The organism is Pseudomonas sp. NPDC089406 (assembly GCF_044900265.1).
Taxonomy (GTDB): domain Bacteria; phylum Pseudomonadota; class Gammaproteobacteria; order Pseudomonadales; family Pseudomonadaceae; genus Aquipseudomonas; species Aquipseudomonas fakonensis.
Window position 1 is genome coordinate 1 of the sequence record NZ_JBJDNC010000059.1, and the last position, 16,522, is coordinate 16,522.

General features: G+C 64.3%; 10 protein-coding genes. 5 read left to right on the top strand and 5 right to left on the bottom strand.

Features of this window, described 5'->3' with window-relative positions; all coding sequences use genetic code 11:
• Positions 1 to 246 precede the first annotated feature (246 nt).
• The 3 genes from ACI2KK_RS26665 to ACI2KK_RS26675 all read left to right on the top strand — a co-directional run bounded on the left by ACI2KK_RS26665 (position 247) and on the right by ACI2KK_RS26675 (position 3,595).
• Positions 247 to 2,430: an LTA synthase family protein gene (locus tag ACI2KK_RS26665; protein WP_404671328.1), complete on the top strand. Its 2,184-nt coding sequence runs from the start codon at positions 247 to 249 to the stop codon at positions 2,428 to 2,430.
• Between the two features lie 126 nt (positions 2,431 to 2,556).
• The gene (locus ACI2KK_RS26670; protein WP_404671308.1) at positions 2,557 to 2,943 is read left to right on the top strand and encodes a VOC family protein; all 387 of its coding nucleotides are present in this window, start codon (positions 2,557 to 2,559) and stop codon (positions 2,941 to 2,943) included.
• Between the two features lie 85 nt (positions 2,944 to 3,028).
• The gene (locus ACI2KK_RS26675) at positions 3,029 to 3,595 is read left to right on the top strand and encodes a hypothetical protein (protein ID WP_404671309.1); all 567 of its coding nucleotides are present in this window, start codon (positions 3,029 to 3,031) and stop codon (positions 3,593 to 3,595) included.
• Between the two features lie 54 nt (positions 3,596 to 3,649).
• Here ACI2KK_RS26675 and ACI2KK_RS26680 read toward each other — a convergent pair whose 3' ends face one another.
• Complete coding sequence (locus ACI2KK_RS26680) at positions 3,650 to 5,326, bottom strand: MFS transporter (protein WP_404671310.1); 1,677 nt, start codon at positions 5,324 to 5,326, stop codon at positions 3,650 to 3,652.
• A 339-nt stretch (positions 5,327 to 5,665) separates the two neighbouring features.
• Positions 5,666 to 6,082 carry a VOC family protein gene (locus ACI2KK_RS26685; protein ID WP_404671311.1) on the bottom strand — a complete coding sequence of 139 codons (417 nt, stop codon included), beginning with the start codon at positions 6,080 to 6,082 and terminating at the stop codon, positions 5,666 to 5,668.
• A 121-nt stretch (positions 6,083 to 6,203) separates the two neighbouring features.
• Between ACI2KK_RS26685 and ACI2KK_RS26690 the strand changes: the two genes are divergently transcribed.
• The gene (locus ACI2KK_RS26690; RefSeq protein ID WP_404671312.1) at positions 6,204 to 11,093 is read left to right on the top strand and encodes a dermonecrotic toxin domain-containing protein; all 4,890 of its coding nucleotides are present in this window, start codon (positions 6,204 to 6,206) and stop codon (positions 11,091 to 11,093) included.
• 5 nt (positions 11,094 to 11,098) lie between these two features.
• Here ACI2KK_RS26690 and ACI2KK_RS26695 read toward each other — a convergent pair whose 3' ends face one another.
• A complete protein-coding gene (locus ACI2KK_RS26695; protein WP_404671313.1) occupies positions 11,099 to 13,570 on the bottom strand; it encodes a UvrD-helicase domain-containing protein in 2,472 nt (823 codons plus the stop codon).
• A 221-nt stretch (positions 13,571 to 13,791) separates the two neighbouring features.
• On the opposite strand from ACI2KK_RS26695, the gene ACI2KK_RS26700 reads away from it, so the two are divergent.
• Positions 13,792 to 14,490, top strand: a complete 699-nt coding sequence (locus ACI2KK_RS26700) for a pirin family protein (protein ID WP_404671314.1) — start codon at positions 13,792 to 13,794, stop codon at positions 14,488 to 14,490.
• Between the two features lie 204 nt (positions 14,491 to 14,694).
• Here ACI2KK_RS26700 and ACI2KK_RS26705 read toward each other — a convergent pair whose 3' ends face one another.
• On the bottom strand, positions 14,695 to 15,429 hold the full coding sequence (locus ACI2KK_RS26705; RefSeq protein ID WP_404671315.1) for a hypothetical protein: 735 nt from the start codon (positions 15,427 to 15,429) through the stop codon (positions 14,695 to 14,697).
• A 227-nt stretch (positions 15,430 to 15,656) separates the two neighbouring features.
• Positions 15,657 to 16,448, bottom strand: coding sequence for a histidinol-phosphatase (gene hisN, locus ACI2KK_RS26710; RefSeq protein WP_404671316.1), 792 nt, complete (start codon positions 16,446 to 16,448; stop codon positions 15,657 to 15,659).
• Between the last annotated feature and the right edge of the window lie 74 nt (positions 16,449 to 16,522).

Sequence of the window (16,522 nt, forward strand, 5' to 3'; positions counted from 1 at the left end):
TGTTGTTTGTTCGGGCCCTATCGCCGGCAAGCCGGCTCCTACAGGGGTACGCGTTATCCAAATTAACGCGTACCCCTGTAGGAGCCGGCTTGCCGGCGATTGCGGTTCTGAGGTCATCACGGGGTACGGCCCCCGGCGAATTTGGTAACCACGGTTGTCACGGACCGCGTTACTACCCGATGCCTGATATCATCGAGCACATTTGTGTGACAGCTTCATGGCAAAAGGAACGCTTACGTGAAACACATGCTCGGCCACCCCCGTGCCCGACTGCTCGCCCTGTGCACCCTGGTGCTGGCCATCCCCCTGGGCGCACGCGCCCTGCTGGGTTGGTCAGCGCCGCTCGGCTACCTCTCGGACCTTGGCGTCGGCAGCTTGCTGGTAGTGCTGTTGCAACGCCGTGCCTGGTGGCTGGCACTGCCGCTGCTGCTCTTCTGGGGCGGGCTGTGGATGGCTTCGGCGGAGCTGGTGAGCGCGGTGGGCCGCCTGCCCAACCCGTCCGACCTGCACTACCTGCTCGACCCGCAATTCATGGAAAACTCGACCGGTGGCGCCCTCTCCCACCCGTGGTTGCCAGGCTTGCTGGCCGCAGGCCTGGCAGTCTGGCTCGCCAGTTGCTGGTTCAGTCGCGGCCAACGCCGGGCCGGGCTACCGGGCAAGGCCTGGGCCTTGCCGCTGGTGCTGCTGGCGGCCCACTGGGGCAGCCAGCAGTTGGTGCCGTCTGACGCCGACCAGTGGCGCCAATACAATTTGCCGCATCAACTGCTCAGCGCTGCCAGTGGCGAACTGCAGCACCGCGCTCAGGTGCTGGTCAGCGGCGAAACCACGATCACGCCATTGCCGACTGCCGGCCTGACCCAGGCCGACCTCGCCGGCCAGCGCCTGCTCAAGGGCGCCGGCAACGCCCGCAACCTGCTGCTGATCACCGTAGAAGGCATCCCCGGGGCCTATATCCGCGCCAACCGCCAGGCCCTGGGCAGCCGCTTTGACCAAGAGCTCATGCCGCGCCTCAGCCAGTGGGCCGAGCGCGGCATGAACACCCCCGACTACGTGCTGCACACCCACCAGACCATCCGCGGCCTGTACGCCATGCTCTGCGGCGACTACGACAAGCTGGCCAACGGCACCCCCAAAGGCGTCGAGCTGCTCACCCAAGACGTACGCAACCAGGCCTGCCTGCCGGCGCAAATGCGCCAGGCCGGGTTCACCACCCACTACCTGCAGGGCGCCGGGCTGCGCTTCATGGCCAAGGACCGCATCATGCCGCATATCGGCTTCGAGTCGGTGCACGGCCTGGAATGGTTCAACAATGCAAACTATCTGGAATTCCCCTGGGGCAAGGACGACCGGGCCTTCTTCGAGGGTGCGCTGGGGTACGTGGGCGAGTTGCGCAAGCAAAAACAGCCGTGGATGCTGACCCTGCTGACCGTAGGCACCCACCAGCCCTACTCGGCCCCTGACGACTACCTGCAACGCTACGACACCGCTAAGCAGGCGGCGGTCGCCTACCTGGACGACGCCCTGAGCGATTTTCTCGACAACCTCGAACGCCAGGGCGTGCTCAAGGACACCCTGGTGGTGGTGACCTCGGATGAATCCCACGGCATCGACGGCGTACGTCTGGCCTCGTCCTGGGGCTTCAACCTGACCCTGGCCCCCGACCAGGCGCAATTGCCAACCCTCAAGCGCGGCACCTACGGCCACGTCGACCTGGCCACCTCGCTGCTCGATTACTTCGCCTTGCCAATTCCCGCCGCACTGGGCGGGCGCTCGCTGTACCGCGACTACGACAGCGGCCGCGAGATGATTTCGTTCACCAACGGCGTGCTGCGCTACCACGACGGCCAGGGCACCTTCAGCGAATGTGATTTCCAGCAACGTTGCCGGCGCTACGCCAGCGAGGGCTTCATCGCCGATCAGGCGCGCTACCTGGGGCGCGGCGACAGTAGCCTCGGCCCGCAGCTGAACCTGCTGGCCAGCACCCTGGACCAATCGCTGCTGCAAACCCCGCTCAACCTGCGCTACCAGTTCGGCGGACCATCGCCAATCGCCCTGCACGAGCGCATCCGCGACGACTGGGCCGACAACCTGATCGGCGCCCAGTACCTGGAAATGCCCGAAGGCTCGCGCACCCGGGTACGGGTCAAGGTGCGTGCCCTCGACCCGCAACACGAGGCCTATATCCGCCTCAAGGCCAAGCAGTTCGAGCAGGACGTGCAACTGGGCCTGCCCGACGAAGTACTGGTAACCGCTGACCAGCCCATGGAAATGGAATTCGACTTCGACAACCCCACCGAGCGCAAGGCATTCTCCTTCCACCTGCTGGGCTATGGCGGTGGCGAGGTGGAAGTCAGCGACTTCAGCGTAATCACCGCGCTGCCGGGCGAGGAAGAAGTCAACGAAGAGCACCCCATCGCCCATTCCGGCTGAAGCCATAAGCGCTGCCGGCTCGTGCAGGGGCCGGCAGCGCTGCACCCATCACCGCCCCCCCGAACAGGCAAGCAACGCGCCGCGGATGTGCTTTGCTTACAGCAAGCCCGTAACGGAGCACGCCCGATGAAGATCGTGATCACCAGCATTCTCGTCGACGACCAGGCCAAGGCCCAGGCCTTCTACCACCATGTGCTGGGCTTTCAGCCCAAGCATGACATCGCCATGGGCAAGCACCGCTGGCTGACCTTCACCTCCCCCAACGACCCCAACGGCATGGAACTGCTGCTCGAGCCCGACGCCCACCCTGCCTCAAAAACCTACAAGGCCGCACTCAAGGCAGATGGCATTCCCGCCACCTCGTTCGGCGTGCGCGACATACAGGCCGAATACACCCGGCTGTGCGCCGCAGGCGTGCAGTTCACCCAGCCCCCCACCAACATGGGGCCGGTGACCGTGGCGGTCTTCGACGATACCTGCGGCAACCTCATCCAGATTGCCCAGCGCCATTGAACAGCGCGCCCCACCCTGCAGACAGCCCGGCGCACCTGGGCTACATTGCCGACTTCCCCCAGCGCAGCCATAACAAGGAAAACCCATGCGCTACGAATTCAGTGAAGTCCTCAACGACCTGATCGACTACTTTCTGCTCGGCGACATTCAACTGCTGTACACCTTCAAACAGGAAAACGACCTGCCCGACGACCTCGCCCGCGCGTTCACCACAGGCGACAGTGGCGACCAGGCGGTGCACGAAGGCGTGGTGCTGCCGCTGGCCGGCATCGACAACCTGCCCTACCGCATCCTGTTCACCCTCGACGGCCGCACGCCGGCGCTGCTCGAGCCTGGCAGCCGGCTCAAGCACCGCCGCGACGGTTACCGGCTGCGGGTCGAGAACCGCGCACTGATGCTGTTCACCTGGCGCATCCTGCAGCACTTCACCAACAAGACCCTGGGCGACCTGATGGCCCGCTATCAGGAGCCCGGGCGGCCGATCATCGAGTTGGACAATGGCTGGTACGAGGTGGAGGTGCTGGCCGGGGCGCTGGTGCGTGACGGGTTGTACGAGCCGGCGTTCGAATTCGTGCTGAAGAAGACCTGGCAGCAGCAAGGGGCGCAGGTAGACCTGGGATACCGGTATACGTTGCGCGGTTACTTCGACTGACGCCTGTCGCGGGCAGGCCCTCTGCCACGGGCCTCCCGCAATGCGTTTACCGGCTCAGGCGATGTCGCGGTCCTTGGTTTCGGGCAGGAAGAAGATCCCCAGGACGGCAGTCATCACCGCGATCACGATCGGGTACCACAGCCCGTAGTAGATATCCCCGGTAGCCGCCACCATGGCGAACGCCACAGTGGGCAGGAAGCCGCCGAACCAGCCGTTGCCGATGTGGTACGGCAGCGACATGGAGGTGTAGCGGATGCGCGCCGGGAACAGCTCCACCAGCCAGGCAGCGATCGGGCCATAGACCATGGTCACGTAGAGCACCAGGATCGTCAGCAGCAGCAACACCATCGGGTAGTGGATCTTCGCAGGGTCAGCCTTTTCCGGGTACCCCGCTTCTTTCAGTGCCGTGCCCAGGGTGGCGGTGAAGGCATCGTTCTGCGCCTTGAAGTCCGCCGCGGCCAGGCTGCTGCCGTCGAAGCTTTGCAGCACCCGCTCGCCGATGCGTACCTGGGCCACGCTGCCGGGCTCGGCGGCCTGGTTCTCGTAAGGGATGGCGCGCTTGGCCAGCAGGCTCTTGGCGATGTCGCAGGAGCTGGTGAAACGCGCCTTGCCCACCGGGTCGAACTGGAACGCGCACTGCCCGGGGTCGGCCACCACCACCACCGGGTTTTGCTCCTGGGCAACGAACACGTCAGGGTTACCGTACTCGGTCAGCCCCTTGAAGATCGGGAAGTAGGTCAGCGCGGCGAGGATGCAGCCGGCCATGATGATCGGCTTGCGGCCGATGCGGTCGGACAGGCTGCCGAACAGGATGAAGAACGGCGTGCCGATGATCAGCGACCCGGCAATCAGCAGGTTGGCGGTTTGCGGGTCGATCTTGAGCATCTGCAGCAGGAAGAACAGCGCATAGAACTGCCCGGTGTACCACACCACCGCCTGGCCGGCGGTGCCGCCGAGCAGCGACATGATCACCACCTTGAGGTTGTCCCAGCGGGCGAACGACTCGGTCAGCGGCGCCTTGGACGCCTTACCCTCGGCCTTCATCTTCATGAATACCGGCGACTCGTTGAGTTGCATGCGGATATACACCGAAATGGCCAGCAGCAAAATCGACAGCAGGAACGGTATGCGCCAGCCCCAGGCCTCGAAGGCCTCGGTGCCCATGGCGGTACGGCAGGCCAGGATCACCAGCAGCGACAGGAACAGGCCCAGGGTGGCGGTGGTCTGGATCCACGCCGTGAAAAACCCGCGCCGCCCCTTGGGCGCATGCTCGGCCACGTAGGTGGCAGCACCACCGTACTCCCCGCCCAGGGCCAGCCCCTGCAGCAGGCGCAAGGTGATGAGAATGACCGGCGCCGCCACGCCGATGGCGGCGTAGCTGGGCAGCATACCCACCACGGCGGTGGACAGGCCCATGATCACGATGGTGATGAGGAAGGTGTACTTGCGCCCGATCATGTCACCCAGGCGGCCGAACACGATGGCGCCGAACGGCCGCACGGCAAAGCCTGCGGCAAACGCCAGCAAGGCGAAGATGAAGGCAGTGGTTTCATTGACCCCGGCGAAGAAGTGCTTGGCGATGATCGCCGCCAACGAGCCGTAGAGGTAGAAGTCGTACCATTCGAACACGGTCCCCAGCGAGGAGGCGAAAATGACCTTGCGCTCCTCCTTGGTGATGCCACGTTGGGGCGCGCTACTGCCCGTGGATGCGCTGCTGTCGAGGACCGCCATGGGTCGCCTCCGTCATGATGATGGACCGGAGTGCCCCAAGCGAATCCATATGCACGCACCCAGCCCGAGGGCTTTCAGGTTGCGGCGAAGCACGACGAGGCCAGGCCTCGGATCGCGGCAAGGTAACAAAAAGCATAATCGGCTTTGCCGGGATAGCCAGTGGCCGCGGGGCCTTGCGCTGACCGCCTGTAGGAGCCGGCTTGCCGGCGATGAGGCCGGGCCTGTGATCCCTGTATCAGGGCCACTGGCCCTATCGCCGGCAAGCCGGCTCCTACAGGGCCCCTGCCAAGCCGGGAAACACGCCAGTGCTTGCACGACCGGCAGCGCCCGGCGCTGCATTCAGGCCAGCGGCGGCCCCTTGAGCTCGACCCGGTTGCCGTCAGGGTCCAGGCAGTACACCGACAGCCCTTCACCGTCGGCACCATAGCGTTGCTCGGCAGGTTCCACCTGCACCCCGGCAGCTTGCAGGTAAGCGCGCAAGGCGGGCTCGTCGAACGGCTCGATTCGCAGGCACAGGTGGTCGAGGTTGTGGCCCTCGCGGCCAGGTGCGGCGCCACCCTGGCGTCCCAGCGGGCCATCTATCGCCACCAGGTCGATAAGGCTGCTGCCGGCAGCAAGGTGCAGCATGCCCAAATCTTCACGGCGGCGGCGCACGGCACACCCAAGCAACTGCTCATAGAACACCAGGCTGCGCTGCAGATTCGCGACACGCAGCACCACATGGTCGATATGCAGGACGTGAAAGGCAGGCGACATCGATCAACTCCTGGCTGCAGGCGGTAACAAGACCATAGCAGCCCCGCGCGAGAGGTACTCCATTAATGCCCATGAGCCTGGGTTTACCGATCAGATGGCCGCTTTCACCAGGAGCTTTGCCATGCAGCCCACCGATACCGCCTTTCACCAATCCACTATCGTCACCTTGCTGCCTGCTTGGGCCCGGCAACTGCCGGCCAGCCATATCGGCGCGCTGTTCAGCGCGCTGCGGGCTGACTACCTCGATGAACAAGGCAAGCCTTTTTCCTGGTATGCCAGCGCCGAGGCCAGCGACCAGAGCGCATTGCGTCAAGCCCTGACCCGGCGCGAACAGAGCCGCAAAGCCAGCGGCGAAGCACTTGCCGGCTTGCAAGGTATCACTGCCTTTTGCCAGCCACTGCTGGCTGACGCGCTGAATATCGGGCAGCCCGTCACCCAGGCGCAGTATGTCTTCCAACCTTGGAAGCTGGTGGCGGACCCCGACCTGGTCGGTTTGCCATCGACAGGCGTGATACCGGCCGATATCAAGCCCTCCAAACCCCAAGCCGACGGCCCACCGCAACGCCACAGTCTGCTGGCGGCGGCGCTGGGCAACTTCGTCGCCGGCTTCGCGGCCGGGCCGTTGAGCACCCTGCAAAACAGCACGACGGACACCACCGCCTTGAGCGGCCTGGCTCTGCCGACCTTCATCGAAACATGCCGGTCGCTGGACCTGGGCAAACGTTACCAGCAGCACCTGGAGGCGGTGTTCGAAGGCCCGGAGCAGGCCATGGTCGAGCGTGCCTGCATCCGCGCCAGCCGCGACGAACTGCTGGTGCAGGCCCATACCGCACGCATGCAGGCGCTGTTGAGCAAGGCTGGCCATGCCATGTTGCTGCAACTGTGTGCCGATGACCCCGCACCCAGCTATGCCGGGCGCCGGGTTTCGGTGAGGTGGTTGGAGCTGTTTGGTACACCGATCCATGAAGTGCTGGTCATCGGCCCGCAAGACGACGCGCAGGTCAACCCCTGCGTGCTGTACATACCAGGCCTGGGCCAGCAAAGCCTCAGGGAATTCCCTTCGGCAAGCGCAATTCACGAGCACCTCGCCACACGGATGCTGCAAACCGACCTGCGCCGGCTGCTCATCGGTTACGCACCCACGCCCCTGCAGCCGGCCCTGGCGCGCCAGTTGCAGGCGGCGCTGTTCGAGCGCCTCGCTGACGGCCGTAACAAGCCCCGGCCCTCACCTGTCCTGCGCCTGGGCACCCGCGAGGTCGGGGCCACGGTCTGGAAGACGCTCTACGCTGACCACCTGCAACGCTTGAAGGCCAATGCCCGGGCTATCGCGGTGCCCACTGCGGATGTCGACGCTGCCGCCTGGCGCGAGCGGCTGGAGCACTGGCTGGAGATCGGGCTGGATGTGCTGAATGTGGCGGCATTGGCAGTGCCCGGGCTGAATGTGCCGATGTTGGCGATATTCGGTGCGCAGATCATGGGCGAAGTGTTCCACGGCATCGAAAGCTGGGAGCATGGCGAAAACGCCGAGGCCTTGGCCCATGTCGAGTCGTTGCTGGTCAACGCCCTGACCATCGGCGCCTTCGCCGGTGCGACGAAAGCCCTCAAGGCCAGTGGCTTCGTGGACGCGATGCAAGAGATCCTGATCGAGGGCAAGCGCCGCTTGTGGCGGCCTTCGCTCAAAGGCTATGCGGTCGAAACGCTGCCTGATGGCCTGGGCAAGCCTGATGCCCAAGGCCTGCGGTACCAGGGTGATGAGCGTTACATCAACATGAACGGCCAGCACTACAAGGTGATGCCCGACGAGCAAGGGCGCTGGTGCGTACAGCACCCTGCCGACCCCCAGGCCTACCGCCCTCGACTGCACCACGATGGCCAGGGCGCCTGGCGCATGGAGCATGATTCACCCCTGACATGGGCCAAGACAGAGCTTCTGCGCCGGGTCGGCCACCACGCCGACGGCCTGAGCGACACGCAGTTACGCACAATCGCCAAGCTGGTCGACCTCTCACCCGGCGCGCTGCTGCGCAGCCGGGTCATCAATGAACCCTCCCCGTCACTGCTGATCGACGCCATGGTCAGGGTGCGTTGCGACATCGACACCCTCGGCATCGTCAGCGCCGTCCGGGAAGGCAAGCCATTGAGTGCCCATTACAACTTTGCGCCCCCAGAGTTACCGAACCTGCCCGGCTGGCCGAAGGATGTCCGGGTGAAGGTCTACAAGGGGCCGGAACCTTGGGGCGAATCGGTAACCTATGCCAACCAGGCAGAGGGGCCAGGACTGGACCTGGAGCTTACCCGCACCCAATTGCAGAACGGCGACCTCGCACGCACCGTGGTCAGCCAACTGGACGAGCCGTCACTGCTCAGCCTGCTCGGTGACCAGACACCAGCCAGCGAACGCGCACAGCGCCTGCAATCACTGCTGGCAGACCGCCTGCAGGGCAAGCGGGAGGAAATATTCAACCGGCTGTACGAGCGGGCCCAACCCACGCCAAGCGTGCCGGCCAAGCGCATCGGCGAGCAATTCCCCGGGCTGCCGATACGGGTGCTGGAAGAAATCGCCAGCCACGCCAACGCCAACGACCGCGTGCAACTGAGCACCCCTGGGGCCAAATTGCCGCTACGGGTTGCAGAAGAAGCACGACGCTGCCAGGCACGGGTGCGCCTGGACAGGGCACTGATGGGGCTGTACCGCCCCGAACTCTCCAACCAGGACAGCCAAAAGCTGATCCAGCAGCTCACCCGCTTGCGCCCCGAGTTGCAAGGCGACACACCTGGGTGCCTGCAAGCCTTACTTGCCGATCGCCCGTTGGCCCGTCGTCTGCTGGGCCAGCAGCCGATACGGCCAGGCTGGCGCTCGCCGCTGCGCATCAGCGATGGGCGCATTGGCTACCCGCTCAGTGGGCGCGGGTCAGCGCCTGAGAATATCAACGCCCGCTTGCGCGCGCTGTTTCCTGCGATGGACAACGGGCAGATCAATGCCTTGCGTAACGAACTGCGCAGGCTGCCTGGCACACTTGCCGAACGGATCTTCTTCCTGGGGGACCAATGGCTTCGCCTCGACAATGAACTGAATGAATGGGTGCAGGCGGCGCCGGCAGAGCAGCGACAGAGCCGTGAGGCTTTTGCCGCAGCCGTTCGCGGCGCCTGGCGCAGGGAGAGCGGTGACACCCTGACGCTGAGCAACATGCAGTTGCAGACCGTACCTGCCCTGCCCTCACGGATGGACCACATCACCACAATCATCCTGGAGAACGCTGGCGTAGAGCAGGTAGAACCCGCTTTCCTGCATAGTTTCCCCAACCTGCGAACCTTGCGCTGTATCCAGAATGTCGCCCTGGACGCCCGGTCGCTGTTCGAGAGCCTGCGCAATGCAAGCCGCCTGGAAACTCTGGACCTCAACAGCAACATGCTCAGGTACCTTCCAGGCAATGCCTTGCCAACCCTCTCGGGCCTGCCACGCCTGCGTCAGCTGAGCTTGCGTTACAACAGCCTGCAGTTGAACGTTGCACAGCTGCGCGACCTGACCCAATTGCCGCTGGAGAGCCTGGATCTGCATGCCAACGCGCTGGTCCTGGATGAAACCACCCAGGGTTTTTTCGCCGACATGGTTCATCTGCGCACGCTGGACCTGGGCTTCAACCCGCTGGGCATTGCGCCAGATCTCGGTTTCTTGGCCCGCCTCGAGTCGCTCGACCTGAGCCGCGCAGAACTCATCGCGTGGCCGGACGGGCTGACCACCTTGATGAACCAACGCAACTTCCAGCTGCGCCGGATCAATCTGAGTCAGAACGACATCCAGACCCTGCCTGGTATAGAGGCTATCCTGGCTACCCCTTATGCCGAGGCCTTCAGGGGCAATCGCCGCGACCTGAGCTGGCTGTTCAACTACAACGGGCTGGCAGAAGCTGACGCCTTGCGCCTGCGTGAAAGCGGCCTGGTCGTGTATGAAGACCCGGCAACGTCGCAGTCGGAGCCCGAAGGCGAACCGCTGAGCTGGCGCGCGCAAGGTAGCGCCCAACAGCGGGAACATTGGGATGCCCTGTTCGCCGAACCAGAAAATACCCCTTTGGCGGATATCCTCCAGCGCCTCACCCAGTCCAGCGACGCTCAGCAGGACGCGCAGGGATTGGGCAGGCGGGTATGGCAGTTACTGGACCGGGTCATAGCCGACGACGGGCTGCGCCAACGAATTGTCGAACTGACCCGGGAATATCCAGCCACCTGCGGTGACGCCGGCGCGGATGCCTTCAGTGCCCTGGAGCTGGAAGTGCAGGCTTACGACCTGGGCAGCGACGAGCAGACCAGCGGTTGGGACCTGTTCCTGCACTATCGTCGCCTGTACCGCCGCACCCTGGTCAACGAGGCGGCAGACCGCATCAGCCTGCGCCGGCAGCTGCGTCGTACTGCGTTGGTTGCCAACACATCCGCAGAGGCATTGCCCACCCTGGATGCAGCAGATGACATCAGTGACGAGGACCTGCGCAACTACCCGGTGGACGACATCGAAATTCGCCTGGCGCTGCGCCTGGCACTGAGCGGCGCCAATCGACTGAACTTCCCGGAGCCGAGCCGTGGCATGCTCTACCGCGCAACCGCCATGGTCGATGACAGTATCGAAGACAACGTCGAAGAGGCCGTCGAGCGGCTGGCCGGCAACACGGAGCAAATGCACGACTGGTTGATGGCCGAGCCTGCCTGGATTCTGTACCTGGAGCGCGAACGCCCTGAGGCCTTCGAGGATTTCAACGACCGCTGGGCGAACGGCTTCAATTACCTCATAGGCCTCTACGAACTGGAGGATGGCCCGCTGGGCGACGAAGTCAGCGTGGCCATCGGCAACGCCCTGGGTAGCGCACCATTCGATGAGCAGGGGCAGTTGCGACCAAGGGGTTCTGACATCGACCTGCCTGCAGAGGCCGAGACCGCCTACAACGCCGAACGCCAGCACGCCAAAGCAGTGCTGCTCAAACGCCTGACCAAAGAACAAGCGGCCCCGCCCAGGGACTGACGCCGTTACTGCCCGCGCAGGTCTTCGAAGAAGGCCTGCCGCCCTTCCACCTGGCCCGATGCGCGCGGCAGGCTCGCTGCCTCGCCGTTGGGCCGTTCCACATGCCAGTAGCAGTGCCGGATGGCCCGGGTCACACCGACATAAGCCAGGCGCTGCACCTCTTCTTTTTGCGCCGTGTCGAACGCCTGGGCATCGCCTGGCTTGCCCAGCCCGGCCAGCCGATACACCTGGTTCTTGTAGGGCGAGCTGGTCAGGTACTGGCAGTCGCCGAGCATGAACACCGCATCGGCCTGCAGGCCCTTGGCGCTGTGATAGGTCAGTTGCTTGAGCCTGCGCTGGCTTGGCGGCAAGCTAGAATCAGCTTTAACAACATCCATTAAATACTGCTCTATCAATGACTTATCGAAACTTTTTCGAAACAACATCAAAACCGTTTCGCCCTGCTGGTAATGCTCGATCAGCGTCTGGGCCAACGCCGCCTCATCACGCTCGAACACCCGTACCGGCGCCAACGGCAGCTCGGCCGCACGGCCGCAGGCCTTGGCCTTCTTGCCGGTGATCGCTGGCGTGCCTTTCACCAGATGTTCGGCAGCATCGATGATGTGCTGCTGGCTACGGTAGTTTTCCACCAGCATGACCCGGGTATTGGCCGGCGACGGGAACGCCTTGGTGAACTCCATGAAGAACTTCGGCGAGCTGCCCCGCCAGCCGTAGATCGACTGCCAGTCATCCCCCACGCACATCAGCGAGGAATGCTGCGCGCCACGCCCGGTGTGCAGCGCCGGGCCGCGGCGGCGAATTTCGGAAAGGCTCGCCCGCAGCCAGCTGACGATCTGTGGCGAGACATCCTGGAACTCGTCGATCATCAGATGCGCCAGCGGGCGCAACAGCGGGTCGGGCAACAGTTGCAGGTTTTCCGGGTTGTTCTCGCCGAACAGGGCGAACATGCGGTTGTAGGTCATCACCGGTGGCGACTGGGCCAGCAGCTGCGCCTCGAAGGCCTTCCAGAACAGCGCGAGGGCCTCGAAGAACGGGCCGTCACTGTCACCAGGCGGGAAGCTCATGGCCGCCACGGCGCTGCCCACCTCCAGCCCGAGGTTTTCGATGAAGCTTGCGGCGGTGACAAAGGCATCGAGCAGCGGCGCAGGAGCCAGCTCGCCCTTGACCTTGTACTCAAACCCGGGCCCGGCCACGGCATCGCCTGCCAAGGCAGCAGCAAGACGTTTTGCAGAAGAATAGTTATCTAGCCATATCAATGGCTTATCGCAGAAAGCTTGAAACAACGTACGCTTTACCGCCCACTCTGCCCGCACCGTCAGCTTGGCACCGGGGCGCTGGTACTGGCCACTTTCGCCAGGGTCGAAGCCCAGCACCACCCAAGCGTCAGAGCCTGCCAGCCGCCCCTGTACATGGAAGCGGCTGCCGCGGATCTGCACCGTGTCGCGGCAGGGTTCGATGCCCTTGATCGGCCAAGCACCGGCGGCGTACCACAGGTCCTCGATCACATCGCACAGCTCTTCGTCGCGCTGGGCGGCCAGCTGGGTCACCTGCACGCGTTTCTGCACGTCCGGGTGGTCGGGGTCCAGCGGCTTGAGCAGCAGGGCTTCCTGGCGCAACTCGCCAATCAATGTGGCGAAACGCGGGCTGTCGTTCATCAGGTCGCGGTAGCACAGGTTGAGCTGCTGGCGCTGGGCGTCGTTCAGGCGCAGGTCGAACGGGTTGCTGTCGGCAGCGGCCTCGCCACCGGCCGGCAGCTCATTGCCGAGGGTTTCAAATGCGCGCACCTGGCTGAAGCCCGGCAGGCTGCGCACCAGCGGCAGGATGCGCGAATGGAAGGTGCGCACCAGCTCGCGGCCCTGGGCCGGTGATAAATCGAGCTGCCAAAGGGCGAACACCTGCAGCAGGCGCTGGATGAAGTCTTTGCGCGACTCGCGGGTGAAAGTGACCACCGTCATGGCGTCCAGCTCGTAGCCCAGGTAGTGGCGCAACAGCAGGATGCGCAACACCAGCGACGTGGACTTGCCGGCACCGGCCCCTGCGACCACGCAGGTGGACGGCGTGTCACTGAAGATCAGCTTCCACTGCGCGGCGCTGGGCTGTGCGTCGGCCGGCAGGCGCTGGGCGACGTCAGCCTTGAAGCGCTTTTTCAGCTCTGCCGTGAGCGGCAGGCGCCAGTCGTCGAACAGCTTGTCGTCCTGGCCGGGCACCGCCGCACTGTCAGGGCGCATGTCACGAATCACCAGTACCTGGCGGCCAGCTTCATAGCCGTCCACCCGCCCACGCTCGTAGCCCTCCTGCAGGCCATCGCTATGGCCGTTGCGCAGGCCCGTGGCATGGCCCAGGAACCAACTGTCACGGTGCTGCGCCTGCAAGCGGCTCAGGCCACGCCCCAGCAGGCGCGCAGCAAGGCGGCGCAGCCAGGGCAACTGGGCAGGCGGGGTCAGGTCGGCCGGGGCCTGGGGATGCTCGTGGGGCACGGTCACTCCATTGAAAATTCAAACAGCAGCCATGTTCGCCTCATCTGCCATAAAGTGCCAGCGAATGCTTGTGTATCAGTGCATTAGGCGATGAAGCGCATCCATTACCGCACCAAAAACAATCTACCAAATAGATAATTATAAGCCGATATTTACGCTTTTTTTCGATCTTTAACCACCGCATCATGACCCCATCGCAACCCATTCAGAGGCGCATCATCATGCTGCAACTTCGGCCCTTCGAAAGCCTTGGCCATGCCAACCACGGCTGGCTCGACGCCCACCACCACTTCTCGTTCGCCGAATACTACGACCCGGCGCGCATGCACTGGGGCAACCTGCGGGTGTGGAACGACGACCTGATCGCCGCCGGCAGTGGCTTCCCGCCGCACCCGCACCGCGACATGGAGATCATCACCTACGTTCGCGAGGGCGCCATCACCCACCAGGACAGCCTGGGCAACAAGGGCCGCACCGAAGCGGGCGATGTGCAGGTGATGAGTGCAGGCAGCGGCATCGTGCACAGCGAGTACAACCTGGAGAAGGTCGATACGCGCATCTTCCAGATCTGGATCGTCCCGGAGAAAGTCGGCGATGCGCCGTCCTGGGGCACCCGGCCATTCCCCAAAGGTGAACGTGGCGAGGGCTTCGTGACCCTGGCCAGCGGCCGTGAAGGTGACGAAGACAGCTTGCAGATCCGTACCGATGCACGCCTGGTGGCTGCCACCCTGAAAGCCGGGGAAAGCGCCGAGTACCGCTTCGATACAGGCCGGCGCGGCTACCTCGTGCCGGCCAAGGGCCTGGTCGAGGTCAACGGCCTGCAAGCCAAGGCCCGTGACGGCGTGGCCATCGAGCAGGAAGGCCTGATCAAGGTCACCGCGCTGCAAGACACCGAGATCGTGCTGGTCGATGTGGCTTAGCAGGCTCATCGCGACACAGTGCCTGGCACCGGCTACGCCGGTGTTCGCGGCTAAAGCCGCTCCCACAGGGATCGCATAGCCTTCAAACCTGCGCCGTACTTGTAGGAGCCGGCTTGCCGGCGATGAGGCCGGTTCAGGCACTACAGCCAATTGCGCCCACCCACTCGATTCGGGCAGCGTGGGAGCGGGCTTGCCCCGCGACTGTCATTGCACCGGCAGGAAATTCATCAGCAGCAGGCTCTGCGCATAGTTGAGCCCGATCCGCCGATAACGCTCGTCGAGCATCTGCGCCAGCAGGTCCAGGCGCGCGACGATCTTGCCGAACTCCACGGCAAAGCTCAGGTTGCTGCCCTGCTCGGAAATCTCGTTGGAAAACAGCAGCAGTACGCCATTTGCGTCCTGGCGCTGGCTGAGCATCCAGGTGGCCTTCTCGATATTGCGCGCGGCGTTGTTGATGAACAGCGGGTCGAGGGTATCGGTCATGTAAAACTCGGTGCGCCCGCCATGGGCGGTGACCAGCATGCTGCCAATGGCATAGATGAAAGCCCCCACCCGGTCGCCCTTGAACTCAGGGTCCAGGGCGTAGCTCAAGGCCGCCAGGTCGCGCCGGTCGCCCAGTTGCGCCAAGCTCTGGCGCTGCTCGATGGCGATGCGGATCTGCCGCGCAGCGGTGGTGGCGTCAAGGTAGCCGGAGCGCTGCCACTGGCTGGGGTTGCGCAGGTACAGCTTGTTCATCAGCAGGTACAGGCTTTGCAGGTTGTCGCGCATGGACAGCGTGGCCATGCGGTCGACGCTGGTCTGGAACAGCTCGTCCGGCTTGCCGTTGCGAAACTGCTGGAGCATGTCGCTACCCTGCTGCTGGGTGCAGGCGCCGAGGCACGTCAGGACGCCTGCCAGCAGCAGGCGTGCGGGGTGGGATGCGAGTTGTCTTGCAGCCATCGGCACCGGTACATGTCAGCGGCCCTGCCGGGGATCGGCGCAGCCCAACTCTGCATAGAACACGGAATCGGCAAAAAGTGCGGTGGTCGCGGGCAAACAAGCGAAACGCTTCACGTTTCCAATGCCCCCTTGCCGGCGATGGGCCGAACCTGCAAAGCACAGGTCAAGCCTTGTACCGGGGCCACAGGCCCTATCGCCGGCAAGCCGGCTCCTACAGAGGGGCCGCTTTACATTGCGTGGCGCAGCATCTGCACCAGCTGCGCATGCAGCGCCGGGTCACCGCAGGCCACCACACAACCACCGTTCTGCGCCGAACTGCCATCCCAGGCCGTGATCACACCGCCCGCCCCTTCGATGATCGGCATCAGTGCCTGCACGTCATACGGCTGCAGGCTGGCCTCGACGATCACATCGACAAAGCCCGAGGCCAGCATGCAGTAGGCGTAGCAGTCACCGCCATAACGCATCAGCCGGGCCTTGCCGGCGACTTCATGGAAGGCAGCCTTGCGTGCCTCGGTGTCGAACATGTCCGGCGTGGTGCACATCAGGGTGGCGCTGGCCAGGTCGGTGCAGGCCCGGGTCTTCAGTGGCGTACCACTGCGCCAGGCGCCCTCGGGGGTGCCGACGAAGCGCTCACCGGTGAACGGCTGGTTCATCACGCCGATGCGCGGGCGCTCACCGTCGTTAAGGGCAATCAGCGTGCCCCACAGCGGCAGGCCGGTAATGAACGCGCGGGTACCGTCGATGGGGTCGAGCACCCAGGTCAGCGGGCTGCTGCCCAGCGCAACACCCTGCTCTTCGCCAAGAATGCCGTGCTCGGGGTAACGCGCCTGGATCAACGCGCGCATGGCGTCTTCGGCAGCCTTGTCGGCCACGGTCACCGGGTCGTACAGGCGCCCGCCCTTGTCTTCCACGTCCAGCGCGGCGCGAAAGTACGGCTGGATGGCTGCCGCCGCAGCATCGGCCAGCTCTTCGGCAAAGGCGCGAAATTCGCCAATCTGTTCAGCGCTCAGGGACATGATGCAGGCCTCGTTGCTTGAGAAAAGGCCAGCATCATACCCGACGCGGCGCAGACCGTTGCATTTGCTGCCCG

Bases quoted from the DNA above. Each gene is read 5' to 3' on its own strand.
- ACI2KK_RS26675 (WP_404671309.1), top strand. From the start codon at position 3,029: ATGCGCTACGAATTCAGTGAAGTCCTCAACGACCTGATCGACTACTTT.
- ACI2KK_RS26685 (WP_404671311.1), bottom strand. From the start codon at position 6,082: ATGTCGCCTGCCTTTCACGTCCTGCATATCGACCATGTGGTGCTGCGT.
- ACI2KK_RS26690 (WP_404671312.1), top strand. From the start codon at position 6,204: ATGCAGCCCACCGATACCGCCTTTCACCAATCCACTATCGTCACCTTG.
- ACI2KK_RS26705 (WP_404671315.1), bottom strand. From the start codon at position 15,429: ATGGCTGCAAGACAACTCGCATCCCACCCCGCACGCCTGCTGCTGGCA.
- ACI2KK_RS26670 (WP_404671308.1), top strand. From the start codon at position 2,557: ATGAAGATCGTGATCACCAGCATTCTCGTCGACGACCAGGCCAAGGCC.
- ACI2KK_RS26665 (WP_404671328.1), top strand. From the start codon at position 247: ATGCTCGGCCACCCCCGTGCCCGACTGCTCGCCCTGTGCACCCTGGTG.
- ACI2KK_RS26700 (WP_404671314.1), top strand. From the start codon at position 13,792: ATGCTGCAACTTCGGCCCTTCGAAAGCCTTGGCCATGCCAACCACGGC.
- ACI2KK_RS26680 (WP_404671310.1), bottom strand. From the start codon at position 5,326: ATGGCGGTCCTCGACAGCAGCGCATCCACGGGCAGTAGCGCGCCCCAA.
- hisN (WP_404671316.1), bottom strand. From the start codon at position 16,448: ATGTCCCTGAGCGCTGAACAGATTGGCGAATTTCGCGCCTTTGCCGAA.